This window comes from Ensifer sp. Root142, from assembly GCF_001426785.1.
In the GTDB taxonomy this organism is placed as follows: Bacteria; Pseudomonadota; Alphaproteobacteria; order Rhizobiales; family Rhizobiaceae; genus Ensifer; species Ensifer canadensis.
Genome location: NZ_LMFK01000009.1, coordinates 81,061 through 95,733 on the forward strand (window position 1 = coordinate 81,061; position 14,673 = coordinate 95,733).

A 14,673-nucleotide genomic window follows, 5' to 3' on the forward strand; every position below is an offset into this window, starting at 1 on the left:
ATGCGATGAAGATGACCAGCAACCAATTCCCCGATTTCGGCCTGACACCTGAGCAGCGCCGCGAAGCGGTGCTCGGCCACTACTTCGAATACCCCGGGATGGATGGCGAGCGCGGCGAAATCTGGTGCTACACCGACGCCTATGCCTACCCGCCCGGTGCAACGGTCCGGCTTCAGGTGAGTTCGACCGCAGCCCTCTTCGAACTGGAGATCGTACGCGACGGCGCCGTCGAAACACCGGTCATGAAGCGAAGCGGCATTGCCGCCCGCTGGCAGGATACGCCGGACCAATGCTCGGTGGTCGGCTGCGGCTGGGAGACGACGCTTGAATTCCAGGTGGGCGCGGACTGGTCGTCCGGTGCCTATCGCGTCACCTTGACGGCTGAGGGCCGCGACCGTTCGCCCATTCGCTGTCACCATCTGTTTATCGTGCGCCCCGAGGCCGGCCGCAAGCCGGGCCGCGCACTGCAGGTGGCGGCGACAGGATCCTGGACGTCTTACAACACCTGGGGTGGATCGAACCATTATCAGGGGATCACCGGTCCAAATCGCGACCAATATGCAACGACTGTCAGCATCGAGCGGCCGTTCTGCCGCGGCTTCGTCCAGCTCCCAATCGATGCGCCTCGGGTGCCGCTGGAGATCTATTCTCCGATGGCAGTGGCGCCACGCTACCCGCACATGGAATGGGCCTATGCCAACGGCTATTCCAAGAAATATGCCTCGTCCGGCTGGGCAAGCTATGACAGTCATTTCTTCCGCTGGGCCGAGCGCGAAGGTTATGCTGTCGATCTCGCCACCCAGCATGAATTGCATTTCAATCCGGAAATTCTCGACGGCTACGATTGCGTCGTCTTCGTTGGTCACGACGAATATTGGACCTGGGAGATGCGCGACGCGGTCGACACCTATGTCGAGCGGGGCGGCCACGCCGCCCGCTTTGCCGGCAATTTCATGTGGCAGACGCGGCTGGAGGACGGCGGCAAGCGGCAGGTATGCTACAAATATCGCTCGCGTGCCGAGGACCCGGCCTACCGTTCCGCCGATCAGACGCGCACGTCCGGCTCCTGGGAGGCGGCAGAGATCGGCCGCCCCGGCGCTTCGACCTTCGGGCTCAATGCCACGCGCGGGCTCTATGTCGGCTGGGGCGGTTGTGCGCCGCGCGGCGCCCGCGGGTTTCCGGTCTATCGTCCGGAGCATTGGGCATTTGCCGGAACCGGTATCTACTATGGCGACATCCTCGGCGCCGAAGGTCATGCCTTCGGTTATGAGGTCGACGGCCTCGACTACATCATCCGCGGCGGTCTGCCGGAGCCGACGCAAGACAGCGGCGCCCCGGATGGTCTGGAAATCCTGGCGCTCGGCATGTCATCGCTGAAGGAAGAGAGCGCCGATATACCCGCCGACGATCAGTTCCTCTCCGACGCGGACGCTAAGTTCGTGGCGGAAACACTGATCGGCGATACCGGAGAGGCGGCAGTCGATCGCGTCAAGCGCGGCTGTGGCATGATCGTCAATTTCCCACGCGGCAAGGGCGAGGTGTTCCACGCCGGCAGCTGCGAATGGGTTGCCGCCCTGATGCGCGGCGACGCGATGGTCGAACGCGTCACCGCCAATGTTCTTAACCGTTACCTCAAACGCTGACAGAGACCCGACATGCTCAAGACGACAGCTTCCAATGAACGGCCCGCTTCACACCTGTTCTACCAGTCGCGTCTCCGCCGGCCGCTGGTCGACCGGGCCGAGGGCATCTATCTCTGGGATCAGGATGGCCGCCGAGTGATCGACGGCTCCAGCGGTGCGATGGTGGTCAATATCGGCCACGGCAATCGCAACGTGCTCGAGGCAATGAAGCGACAGATGGATCGCGTGACCTTTGCCTATCGTCTTCACTTCGAAAACGAACCGGCGGAAGAACTGGCCCGCCGCGCCGCCGAAAAGCTGCCCGAAGGCATGGACAAGATCTTCTTCGTCTCCGGCGGGTCCGAAGCGGTCGAATCCTGCCTGAAGCTCGCCCGCCAATGGGCGGTTGCGACCGGCCAGAAGGACCGTTGGAAGGTGATTTCGCGGTTTCCGTCCTACCACGGCGGCACGCTCGGCGCACTGGCGGTCACCGGCTATGCGGCGCTCTCCGATCCGTTCTCGCCGATGATGCGGGAAATGCCGAAAGTGCCGGCTCCAACAGCCTATCTCGACCGCGACAATCTCTCGATGGAGCAACGCGGCATTAAATATGCCGACATGCTGGAGGACAGGATCCAGTCCGAAGGCCCTGATAGCGTGCTTGCCTTCATCATGGAGCCGATCGGCGGCGCCTCGACCGGCGCCCTGGTCGCACCCGACAGCTATTACAAGCGCATCCGCGAAATCTGCGACAAGTACGGTATCCTCTTGATCCATGACGAGGTCATGAGCGGAGCCGGTCGTACCGGAAAATTCCTTGGCGGCGACCATTGGGATTGCAAGCCGGACCTGATCGCGCTGTCGAAAGGCTTTGCCTCAGGCTATTGCCCGCTGGGCGCCATGGCAGCACCATCGAGGCTGGTGCAGCCGGTGCTCGACGCCGGCGGTTTCCAGCATGGTTTCACTTATGCCGGCAATCCGCTCGCCTGCGCTGCCGGGCTTGCGGTGCTGGACGAGATCGATCGGCTCGGCCTGATCGACAATGCAGCCGTCATGGGCGACGCGCTCAAGGCCGAGCTGGTCGCGCTTTCCGAGCGGTTCCCGTTTATTGGCGATGTGCGCGGCAAGGGTCTGTTGCTTGCCGCCGAGTTCGTTTCTGATCGTGAGACGATGAAGCCCTTGCCGAAGGAATTGAACGCACATCAGCGGGTCGTTGATCTCGCCTATGAGCGTGGACTGATCATCTATTCGCGGCGGACACGCGGCGGCGTCGAAGGCGATCATTTTCTGGTCTGCCCGCCGATGATCATCACCAGAGAGCAGATCGGCGAGATCGTCGCTATTCTCGGCGATGTGCTCGAGCAACTTGCCGCCGAACTCAATCTTCCCGACAACCGTTGAGATCGACATTATGACGAAAACCAAGACGTCGCGCAGGAAGGTCATCATCACCTGTGCGGTGACGGGCTCGGTGCACACGCCGACCATGTCACCCCATTTGCCGATCACGCCGGACCAGATCGCTTCGGAAGCAATCGCTGCGGCGGAGGCCGGCGCCTCGATCCTGCACCTGCATGCGCGAAATCCCGTGGACGGCCGGCCTTCGGCCGACCCTTCGCTGTTCATGCAGTTTCTGCCGCGGATCAAGCAGTCGACCGACGCCATCGTCAACATATCGACCGGCGGCTCGTCGCTGATGGCGCTGGAGGACCGCTTGGCGGCGTCCTTGCGGGCCGAGCCGGAAATGTGCTCGCTGAACATGGGGTCCATGAACTTCGCCCTGTTTCCGGCGCTCGACAAGCCAGTGGCGTGGAAACACGATTGGGAGCCGGAGCTGCTGGAGGCGACGCGCAGCTCGATCTTCAAGAACACCTTTGCCGACATGGAGTTCATCCTCACCCGGCTCGGTCAGGGATGCGGCACACGGTTCGAATTCGAATGCTACGATGTCGGCCATCTCTATTCGCTGGCGCATTTCCGCGACCGCGGTCTGGTCTCCGGTCATCTGTTCATTCAGTTCGTCTTTGGCATTCTCGGCGGCATCGGCGCCGATCCGGAGAACCTGACGCATATGAAGCGCATCGCCGACAAGCTTTTCGGTGACGACTATTCGTTCTCGGTGCTGGCCGCCGGCCGGCACCAGATGCCGATGATCACTATGGCGGCTGCGATGGGCGGCAATGTGCGGGTGGGGCTGGAGGACAGCCTTTACAATGGCCGCGGGCAACTTGCGACCAGCAATGCCGAACAGGTTCTGCGCATCCGCACCGTTCTCGACGCCTTGTCGCTGGAGGTTGCCACCCCTAAGGAAGCACGTGATCTTCTCGGCCTCAAAGGCGGAGATCAGGTGGCATTCTGACGCCGCTGGCAAGAGGCGCGTCATCGATGCCATCGGCTCATCGGCAGCAAAGGGGACGGAAGTGACGACAACGCAAAGAAAGATCGCGGGCATCCGCATTCGCCCCGGTGAGGTTGAGGACGCCAAGGCGATGCACGGCGCGATCCAGGCGATGGGCCGCGGGCTCGATATGGTCGGCAAGGTCACCTGCACGGTCGAGGACTTCAGCCGCTTCGGTTTCGGTCCCGCTGCTGCCTTCGGTAGTTTGATTGCCGAGGTGGATCGAGAATTTGCCGGCCTTTGCCTGTTCTTTCCGATCTTCTCGACCTGGCGCGGCCGGCCCGGTGTCTTCGTGCAGGATCTGTATGTCGGCGATCGCTTCCGCGGCCTCGGTATCGGCGAGCGCCTGCTGCGGGAAGTGGCCTCGTGGTCGAGGGCGCGGGGCGGGGACTACCTGCGGCTGGAAGTCGATGTGGAGAACGAGCCGGCGCAGCGCCTTTACCAGCGGCTCGGCATTACCTGGCAGACGAAAGATCGCGCTCATGCCGCCTATGGCGAGGCCTTTGTGGCACTCACCGAGGGACTGAAAGCTTGATGACGCAGGAACGGGAGAGAGCATGAAAGCCTTCTACGCACAGGAACAGAAGCGACACGACCCGAAGGCTTTCCTTTCGAGCGGGGCGCCGCAGCCTAACCCGGAGCAGCCCGAACGGGTTGAAAGGCTCCTGATCGGCGCCCGTGACGCCGGATGCTCCGTCGTTCGGCCGCGCGACCACGGGCTCGCCCCGATTGCCGCCGTGCACACGCCCGAATATCTCGACTTTCTCGAGCATATCTACGCGCGCTGGCAGCGCATCGCCGAAGCCTCGGACGAGGTGATACCGAACATCCACCCGCTGGCCCGCGATGGCCGATACCCGGCTTCCGCAGTAGGGCAGGCCGGATATCACATGGCAGACACCGCATGCCCGATCTCCGGCGAAACCTGGGAGAGCGTGCGCTGGAGCGCCTGGAGCGCGGTCGATGCGGCAGATGCGGTGCTGGCTGGGGATCGCGCCGCCTATGCGCTCTGCCGCCCACCCGGTCATCATGCCTTTGCAGACGTTGCTGGCGGTTTCTGCTTCCTTAATAACTCCGCCGTTGCGGCGCAGCGTTTTCTGTCGAACGCGGCGCGCGTCGTGATCCTCGATATCGATCTGCATCACGGCAACGGCACGCAGGGCATATTCTATCAGCGCTCCGATGTGCTGACGGTCTCGATCCATGCGGATCCGGTGCGCTTCTATCCCTTTTTCTGGGGACATGCGGACGAACGCGGCGAGGGGCCGGGCCTTGGCTACAACCTCAATCTGCCGCTCGAGCGCAAGTCCGGCGACGCCGATTTCCTCGCAGCCCTCGACGTCGCCTTCCGCCGGATCCGCGCCTACGCGCCGGACGCGCTTGTCGTGGCGCTCGGGCTCGATGCGTTCGAGGGCGATCCCTTCGGTGGCTTGTCGGTCTCGACATCAGGCTTCGCAAGGATCGGCGCGGCGATCGCCGGTTTGGGCTTGCCGACGGCCATCGTTCAGGAGGGCGGCTATCTCTGCGATGCGCTGTCCGACAATCTGACGTCTTTCCTCACGGGCTTCGGCGCGACGGCCAAGCTCTGAGGCTGCCGTTACGTCAACGAACGGAAGCTATAATCTATTGTGTTAGGAAAGACGCAGAAACTATTGTTTTGGTATCGCTTTCTGAATAGGCAATGGCGTTCTGAACGTGTCGCCCACTTCGGGCAACAGGCGGCTCGCCTCATCGAGGAAGCCGCGGATCAGCGGCAGATGACGGCGCTCCGCCAGGCAGATCGCGTACTCGTCGATGATCTCTCTCGCGTCGTCGATCGGCACGAACGAGAGCCTGATGTCATGGCCGAATTCGAGATCGGCAACGACGCCGCAGCCGACGCCATTGGCAATTGCTTCGCGCACGCCTTCGCGGGAAGAGATCTCGACGATCTGGTGGATCGAGATGGAGTGGTCGGCGAGATTCTTCTCGAAGATCTCGCGGGTGCGCGAGCCGCGCTCGCGCATGACGAAGGAGAGACCTTCGAGTTCCTTCATGGTGACGCCGTCGCGCGATGCCAGCGGATGGGATGCCGGCACGCAGAGGCCGAGGCGCATGCTCAGAAAACGGACGCCATGGAGGCGCGGGTCGTCGGGGATCTGCGCGGTGATTGCGACATCGGCGCGATAGTCGATGATCTGGTCGATCACACGGGCGGAATTATCGACGGCTAGGGAGAATGTCAGTTTTGGTCGATCGATCTTCAACCGCGAAAGGATCGGTAGCGCCAGGATGGGGCCGTCGGCGGCAACACGCAGATGACCGCCAGTCGTGCCGGCCTCGCCGCGCAGGAAGGCGTTGGCTTCCTTCTCTGCTTGAAACAGGCGCGAGGTGATTTCGAACAGGCGCTCGCCATGGGCGCTGAGGCTGACGCCGCGCGCCTTTCGATCTAGCAGGTTCTGCCCGCATAAAGCCTCCAGGTCCCGCACATGCTGGGACAATGTGGACTGGCTGATCGCCATGTCGCGGGCAGCCTGGGAGAAGCCGCCGGACTGGGCGACGATGTGAAACGCTTTCAATTGAGTGATCGACATTGCTTCCGGTTCTGTTGCCCGCGGGCATGGCCTGTTGGAGCCGCGCGCGCATCATTGTCGGAAAAGCTGACAGGCACATGACACCGGCGGTTACCACACCGATTGGCCCCCCCGAGGTGGGGTGAAACCGATGGCAGCCATCGGAAAACGCTATGACCGTTTTACGTTTTGTTAAGCAACTGTCATCTGCGCGGTAAGCGTGGCGGCTAACGGTGACGCACGGCCAAGAGCCGATCCCGTTCACCTTTAGAGAGAAAGCCGACATGACTTCCTCCCCCAATTCGCTTGCGACTCCGATCCAATCTTCGTCCGATTGGCTCCTGAATATCCCGCGTGTGCAGGCCCAGCAGGGCATTCTCGTGTCGCCCGGCGGCACGGGCAATGTTTCGTCCTACAGCCTGATCTACGACGCCTACTTCCCGTCGGCTGGCTCCAGCGGCTGGATCCCATTCCTGCAGACGGATGTCACCAACACGTCTGATGGCGATATCTTCGGCAAGGTTGGCGGCGAGAGCTTCGGCCTCGGCATCAACAGCGACTATCGCGGCACCGCCAAGCTCGATGCCTGGAACCGAATTGGCCTGACGATCGACAAAGACGCCAGCGGCGGCGTCTCGATGAAGAAATACATCAACGGCGAGTTCGTGGCCGAACAGAAGATGACCGGCACGCTTGCCGCCCGCTTCACCATCGACAAGGCCAAGGGTTTCCTGATCTTTGCCGACGAAGACGGCGAAACGTCTTCCGGCTATCTCAGCAACTTCCTCTTCATCGAAAAGGTGCTCACGGGTACGGAACTGTCGGCGCTCGGCAATGCCAAGCCGGAGGGCATCGTTCCTGATGCGCTGAAGACTGATGCGCTGTCGTCCAACGGCACCGAGTTCCGTTTCGGCGAAGGCTCGACTACGCCGGCATTCGGCCAGGGTTCCTTGAGCGGCCAAGGCACCACCGTGTCGACAACGACGCCGGCAACGGCGGGCATTCCGGCCGTCGGCCAGGACACGACGCCGAACCCGGGCTCCGTCGTCAAGACCACTACCATCAAGGACATGATGGTTACGCCGGACGCGGCCAATGTGACGCTCGACCTGTCGCAGCATTTCTCCGGTGAAAACCTGACCTTCACCGTCCAGAACAGCAAGGGCGAGGTGCTGAATGCCGTCCTCACCAATGGCAACAAGCTGGTGCTGGACTTCGCAGCGCTCGGTCACTCCGACGTCCGCGTGACGGCAACCGACGCCGCCGGCCATGCGGTCAGCGATGATTTCCGCGTCCGCGTCGCCGGTGCGAATGCCTATACGATCGCCGTCTTCCCGGACACGCAGGACTACACGTCCAACGATGGCATCAAGCACTTCTTCGGCGACATGACGCAGTGGCTGCTGGACAATCGCCAGAGCCACAACATCGTCTTCATGACCCATGTCGGCGACATCACCCAGAACAACCTGTCCGGCCAGTGGGACATCGCCGAAGCTGCCCTTCGCAAGCTCGACGGCAAGATCCCCTACGCCCTGCTTCCGGGCAACCATGACCAGGCCAATGGCGGCAGTGCTGCCGACCACTCGTCGATCTATCTCGACCAGCGTTTCTCGCCGGACAAGCAGGCAGAAACCAGCCCGGGTACCTTCGGCGGCGCCTACGATCAGGAGCTGATGAGCGCCCGCAACACCTACAGCACGTTCACGGCCCCCGATGGAACCAAGTGGCTGTCGATCTCGCTCGAGTTCGGTCCGCGCGACGACGTGATCCGTTGGGCAGGCGACGTCATCGAGGCCCATCCCGATTATCGCGTCATGCTCGCCACCCACTCGCTGACGAGCTATGCCGGCCGCCAGGACAATCTCGCCCTGCCGCTCTACGACGAGGGTGCTGGTTACGACTACGGCATGCGCACCGACCAGCGCGGCGCCAATGACGGCGAATATGTTTCGCGCGAACTGCTCGCCCGCTACCCGAACATCGTCATGACCTTCTCCGGTCACATCTTCGGCGACGGCGCTGAGACCGACATCACCTACAACCAGTACGGCGAGCCGGTCTTCCAGTTCCTGGTCAACTACCAGAATGGCGTGTCGCGCGAGATCACCGGCAATGGCAACGAGGCCAAGGGCAACAATGGCGGTAACGGCGCCATCCGCCTGATCACCATCGACCCCGACAACAACCGCATTTCCACCGAGACCTACTTCACCGGCTTTGACGACTACCTCGACGGCTTCCGCACCAAGCCCGAACTCGATCGCGACGGCCTGACCGGCTATTATCGTGGCCACCAGGAAGTGTTCGAAAACATCGACGTCAGCGGCGGCACGGCACGCGCCATGGCTGAAGCCGGTGACGACATCATCGCTGACGCTTCTGCGGGCGCCTCGTCCGCCAATGTCACGCTTTCCGGTGCCAAGTCGCTGCTGCCGGCAAGCGTCAAGAGCTGGGTATGGACCAACGAGAACGGCGACGTGGTGGCCGAAGGCAAGGACGCCAAGGCCGAGCTCGAGCTTGGCAAGCACAAGCTGACGCTGACCACCACCGATTTCAACGGCATCAAGACCAGCGACACCGTCGACGTGATTGTCCGCGGCGATCGCACTCTGTTGGTCGAAACCTTCAACGACGGCAATGCCAACGGCTGGGCAACCGATATCGGTGCGGCCGACGGCAATACCGGAAACTTCCTGTTGAAGGGAACGGTCTTCTCGCGTCCGACCGGAGCAGCTGGCCTTGCCGCACCTGAGGCCGCGCTCTTCGACCAAAGCGATGCCGCCCGCAACAAGCTGGTCTTCGTCGGCGAAGGCTCGTCCACCTGGACGGACTACGTCTTCGAAGCGTCGTTGACCCAGCTCGACAACGACGCGATCGGCGTCCTCTTCTACTACAAGGACGCCAACAACCACTATCGCTTCACGCTCGATGGCGAAACCAACCGCCGCCAACTGGTCAAGGTGGCCAACGGCGTCGAGACCATCCTGGCATCGGTGAACGAAGGTTCGCCCTACAATATGGAAATCCCGTTGACCGTGGCTGTCACCGGCGGCGCCATCAACATCTTCCTCGGCGACAAGAATGTCTTTGCCGGACCGGTCATGGACGCCAATGCGCCGCTTAGTGGCGGTACCGTCGGCCTCTATTCCAGCGGCCAGCGCGCTTCTGTCTTCGATGATATCGTCGTCACCAAGGCGGACACAACGGCAAAGGCCGGCATCGCCCAGCGGACCTACGACATCGACGGCGACGGCAAGGCTTCCGTCAAGCTCGACGCCTCCGGCTCGTTCGGTCCGAAGCAGTTGCTCGACTACGTCTGGACGGACCTCGCCGGCAACGTCATTGCCAATGGCAAGACCGCCAACGTCAATCTCGACACCGGCGTCAACAAACTGCTGCTCAAGGTGACGGCTGTGGACGGTTCGGTCTCGACCGATCGTGTCGATATCACCGTTGTCGACCGCACCAAGATCCTTGTTGCCGAAGACTTCTCGTCGCCGCAGTCCCTGTCGCGCTTCAACATCGTCGATGAGGGCGAGCTTGGCGGCATCGGACCTGATGGAAAGGCCTCCGAATGGCTGCTTGCCGACGGAAAGCTGGCACAGACGACGGGGCTTGCGAGCCGCGAACTGACTTGGAGCGGGGCAACTGCCGCGGATCTGTGGAAGCGTGGCTGGAGCCCGCTTGGCGACGGCGTCAACGTCCTTCGTCTCGGCACTTATGCTTTGTTCAAGGATCCGGCAGCACTTGCCTGGACCGACTATGCGGTCGAGGCGACGATCCAGACGCCTGACAAGGACGGCCTCGGCTTCCTGTTCCGCTACAAGGACAACAAGAACTACTACAAGCTCGAGCTCGATGCCGATGGCATCCTCGACCGCAGCCCTGGCAATGGTGCTGGCAGCATCTTCAACCTGGTGCGCATGAAGAACGGGGTCGAGGAGATTCTTGCCCAGGTTCCGGGCAAGTATGAGCCGGGCCAGGCGATGAAGCTGCGCGTCGAAGTCGTCGGCGACAAGATCACCGCCTTCCTCAATGACGAGGCACTCTTTGCCTATCCGGTCGGCGACCGTGGTCTCGATGCTGGTACCTTCGGCCTCTATTCCTGGGGCAATGCCGGATTGTCCTTCGACGATCTGACGGTTGTCGATCTGAAATCGGGCCTCGAAGGGGGCCAGGTGATCAACGGCACCAATACCCGTGACATGCTGGTCGGTGGTGAAGCCGGCGAGACGATTTACGGTCTTGGTGGCAACGACACCCTCATCGGCAACGGCGGCGACGATCGCGTCGATGGCGGCGACGGCGACGATACGCTGATGGGTGGTGCCGGACGTGACGGGCTTGTCGGCGGCAAGGGCAACGATGTGCTGATGGGCGGCGAGGGTGCCGACATTATTGCCGGCGGTCTCGGCGACGACCTGATCGAAGGTGGTGCCGGCAACGACGTGCTGATCGGCGGTGACGGTTCTGATACTTACGTCTACGGACGTGGCGAAGGCTCCGACGAAATCGTCGAAACGGCCGCTGCATCTGCTGATAGCGACGTTCTCGTCCTGCACGACATCGCCCGCGGCGAAGCCGTCCTGCATAAATACGGTGAAGCCGTCGAGGTCGAATTCGCCAATGGCGAAAAACTGACCCTCAACGGCCAACTGGCAGGCGGCGGTGTCGAACTCGTTACCTTCGCCGATGGCACGGTCATGAACCGCGCGTCGATCGCCAACAGCCTCGTCAACCGTGGTCCGGTTGCCGCCACCGACACGCTTGCCCCGATCGATGAGGATGCGCCATCCTTCGTCATCCCGTTTGCGAGCCTGCTCGCCAACGACAGCGATGCCGATCTCGATCAGTTGAAGGTAACTGGCGTCACTTCGGTCGTCGGTGGTACCGCCACCGTCGAGGAGGGTGGCATTCGCTTCACGCCCGCCGCCAACTTCAATGGCGAAGCCTCCTTCCACTATCAGATCTCCGACGGTCGCGGCGGCTCGAGCGAAGCCGGCGCCACCTTCGTCGTCAAGCCGGTCAACGACGCGCCTGTTGCATCGTCGCTGACCATTGAGACGAGCGAGGATACGTCGATCAGCGGCACGATCACGGCAACCGATATCGATGGCGATACGCTGAGCTATGCCGTCAAGACGGGCGCTGGGCCCGCCAATGGCAGCGTCGCACTCGATAGCAGAACCGGCGCCTGGACCTACGCTCCGAACGCCAATGTCAACGGATCGGACAGCTTCATCGTCGTTGTGTCCGACGGCAAGGGTGGCAGCAGCGAGAGCACCGTCAGTGTGACGATCAAGCCGGTCAATGATGCACCGGTGGCTGTTGCCGATACCGGCGGCGTTGCCGAGAACGAGACCGCCACCTTCGACCTCGTTGCCAACGATACCGATATCGAAGGCGACCGGCTGACGCTCGTCGGTTTTGCGGTCACGGCGGTGACCGGTCTGGCACTGACGAATGCTCAGGCTGCTACAGCCTTCTCGATCGTCGATGGCAAGCTCGTCGCCGATCCGTCTTCTGCCTTTATGGCTCTGGAAGACGAGCAGAACGCCATGGTCACCGTCACCTACACCGTGCGTGACGCCCAGGGTGGGGAATCGACCGGCACCGCCTCGATCAAGATCGACGGCTACACCGAGTACAACGTCGTCGAAGGCACCGACGGCAACGACACGCTGGTTGCCACTGACCGCAAGGACATGATCGAGGCCGGCAACGGCAACGACACGGTGCTGGCGGGCGATGGCAACGACATGGTCGATGCCGGGGCAGGCAATGACCGCGTTGTCGCCGGAGACGGCAACGATGTGGTCGAGGGTGGTGCTGGCAACGACGTGCTTATGGGCGGCGCTGGCAATGACGCGCTGAGCGGCAGTGCCGGCAATGACCAGCTCAACGGTGGTACCGGCAATGACACGCTGAATGGCGGCACGGGCAATGACGTGCTGACCGGCGGTGCGGGTGCCGACACCTTCGTCTTCGCCTCCGGCGACGGTCGCGACGTGGTCCTGGACTTCCAGGCGGGTGCACAGGGCGACGACGTGGTCGTGCTTTCGAAGGACATGTTCGCCGACTACCAGGCGCTCGTGTCCTCCGGTGCCTTCACCGACGGTGACGCCGGTGCACAGATCGCGTTCGACGATGGGTCGTCCATCACCTTCAACGGTGTGAAAACGGAAAACTTCGTCATCGACGACTTCCGCTTCGCCTAACCAAAGCGAGGGGCGCACTATTCGGTGCGCCCCTTTTTCGCGCGGCGTAGGCTTCGGCCACTTCAAGCATGTCATTTCCTTGTGATGCCTGCCTGCTACCGCCGCGATCTCAACGGATCAGGGACCATGCGCGACAGTTCTTCCAACAGAAATTCCAGCCAGTTCAAGGGTGTGTTTGCGGGCTGTGCGAGTGCCTTCGTCGGCATTGGCCTGATGAGTGCCGTCGTCAACGTGCTCTACCTCACCGGATCGCTCTTCATGATGGAGGTCTACGACCGGGTGCTTCCGAGCAGAAGCCTGCCGACGCTTGTTGCGCTTCTCGCCATCGTTGTCGTGCTATACGCGTTTCAGGGCCTGTTCGACGCGCTGCGTGGCCGATTATTGGTGCGCATAGCCGATCGGCTCGACCAGGCGCTTTCACCAAGGATCTACGATGCGATCGTCGGTCTGCAGTTGCAGGTGCCGATCAGCGGTCGCTACGCCCAGCCGTTGCGCGATCTCGATACCATCAGGGCCTTTCTCTCGGGCAGCGGGCCGACCGCGCTCTTCGATCTCCCCTGGCTTCCGTTCTATATCGCCATCTGCTTTGCCTTCCATTTCTGGCTGGGTGTCACGGCACTCGCAGGCGCTGTCATTCTGGCGGCGATTACCCTGTTGACGGAACTCGTTTCGCAGCGGCCGGTCGAGGAGGCTGCGCGCCATTCTTCCAAGCGCAATCGCATGGCCGAGAGCGGCCGCCGCAATGCCGATGTGATCACGGTGATGGGCATGGGCCCGCATCTGAGGCACCGCTGGCAGGATGAGAACCGCGCGTTTACGCGTGAGCAGCGCCGCGCAAGCGATGTTTCCTCGGGATTCGGCGTGTTGAGCAAGGTGCTGCGCATGATGCTGCAGTCCGGCATCCTTGCGGTCGGCGCCTGGCTCGTGATTAACGAGCAGGCAACGCCCGGCATTATCATCGCTGGCTCCATCCTGTCCGCCCGGGCACTGGCGCCGGTCGATCTGGCGATCGCCAACTGGAAGGGCTTCATCGGTGCCCGCCAAAGCCGCAGACGCCTGCAAAAGACGCTGGCGCTTTTGCCCGATGCGCCTGATCGCATGGATCTGCCCGCACCGAGCCGCGCTCTTTCCGTCGACCGCATCAGCGCTCTTCCGCCTGAAACGACAGAGGCCGTGTTACGGGATGTCACCTTCACACTGGAGGCTGGCACGGGGCTCGGCATCATCGGTGCGAGCGGCTCCGGCAAAAGCTCGCTTGCGCGTCTGCTTGTCGGCATCTGGCATCCGGCGCGCGGCGCGATCCGGCTCGATGGCGCCACGCCGGACCAATGGCCGGCCGCAGCGCTTGCCCGCCATATCGGCTACATGCCGCAATCGATCGAGTTGCTCGACGGCACCATCGCCGAGAACATTGCCTCCTTCGACCCCGACGCTGGGTCCGACGACATCATCGCCGCTGCCCGCGCAGCAAGGGTTCACGATCTGATCGTCAGCCTGCCGGAAGGCTATTCCACCGAAGTCGGGGAAAATGGCCGGCCGCTTTCCGCCGGTCAGAAGCAACGGATCGCGCTTGCAAGGGCCCTTTACCGGGATCCCTTCGTCGTCATCCTCGACGAGCCGAATTCAAACCTCGATTCCGAAGGAGAGGAAGCTCTGACGTCGGCGATCCTCGGGATCCGTGAACGCGGCGGCATCGTCATCGTCATTGCCCACCGCCCGAGCGCGCTGCTTGCGGTCGACAAGGTGCTGATGCTTGCCGCCGGCCGCCAGCAGGCTTTCGGCCCGAAGGACGAAGTTCTCTCGAAGGTTCTAAGGCAGACAACCGCCAATCCGGGTGCGCTCAAGGTGGTGCAATCAGCAGAAGCAGCAAAGGCATGAAC

The 14,673-nt window shown here is 62.4% G+C and carries 8 protein-coding genes; 7 read left to right on the forward strand and 1 reads right to left on the reverse strand.

Features of this window, described 5'->3' with window-relative positions:
- Nucleotides 1–5: 5 nt before the first annotated feature.
- From ASD52_RS10965 to ASD52_RS10985, 5 genes are all read left to right on the forward strand, one after another.
- On the forward strand, nt 6–1,643 hold the full coding sequence (locus tag ASD52_RS10965; RefSeq protein ID WP_057224342.1) for a N,N-dimethylformamidase beta subunit family domain-containing protein: 1,638 nt from the start codon (nt 6–8) through the stop codon (nt 1,641–1,643).
- Between the two features lie 12 nt (nt 1,644–1,655).
- Nucleotides 1,656–3,023 carry an aspartate aminotransferase family protein gene (locus ASD52_RS10970; protein WP_057224301.1) on the forward strand — a complete coding sequence of 456 codons (1,368 nt, stop codon included), beginning with the start codon at nt 1,656–1,658 and terminating at the stop codon, nt 3,021–3,023.
- A 10-nt stretch (nt 3,024–3,033) separates the two neighbouring features.
- The gene (locus ASD52_RS10975; RefSeq protein WP_057224303.1) at nt 3,034–3,981 is read left to right on the forward strand and encodes a 3-keto-5-aminohexanoate cleavage protein; all 948 of its coding nucleotides are present in this window, start codon (nt 3,034–3,036) and stop codon (nt 3,979–3,981) included.
- A 61-nt stretch (nt 3,982–4,042) separates the two neighbouring features.
- Nucleotides 4,043–4,555, forward strand: a complete 513-nt coding sequence (locus tag ASD52_RS10980) for a GNAT family N-acetyltransferase (RefSeq protein ID WP_057224343.1) — start codon at nt 4,043–4,045, stop codon at nt 4,553–4,555.
- 22 nt (nt 4,556–4,577) lie between these two features.
- Nucleotides 4,578–5,609: a histone deacetylase family protein gene (locus tag ASD52_RS10985; RefSeq protein WP_057224304.1), complete on the forward strand. Its 1,032-nt coding sequence runs from the start codon at nt 4,578–4,580 to the stop codon at nt 5,607–5,609.
- 60 nt (nt 5,610–5,669) lie between these two features.
- On the opposite strand, the gene ASD52_RS10990 is transcribed toward ASD52_RS10985, so the two are convergent.
- The gene (locus ASD52_RS10990; RefSeq protein WP_057224306.1) at nt 5,670–6,593 is read right to left on the reverse strand and encodes a LysR substrate-binding domain-containing protein; all 924 of its coding nucleotides are present in this window, start codon (nt 6,591–6,593) and stop codon (nt 5,670–5,672) included.
- Between the two features lie 263 nt (nt 6,594–6,856).
- On the opposite strand from ASD52_RS10990, the gene ASD52_RS40590 reads away from it, so the two are divergent.
- Both ASD52_RS40590 and ASD52_RS11000 read left to right on the forward strand, forming a co-directional pair.
- The gene (locus tag ASD52_RS40590) at nt 6,857–12,793 is read left to right on the forward strand and encodes an Ig-like domain-containing protein (RefSeq protein WP_057224308.1); all 5,937 of its coding nucleotides are present in this window, start codon (nt 6,857–6,859) and stop codon (nt 12,791–12,793) included.
- Between the two features lie 126 nt (nt 12,794–12,919).
- On the forward strand, nt 12,920–14,671 hold the full coding sequence (locus ASD52_RS11000; RefSeq protein WP_057224310.1) for a type I secretion system permease/ATPase: 1,752 nt from the start codon (nt 12,920–12,922) through the stop codon (nt 14,669–14,671).
- Nucleotides 14,672–14,673 lie beyond the last annotated feature (2 nt).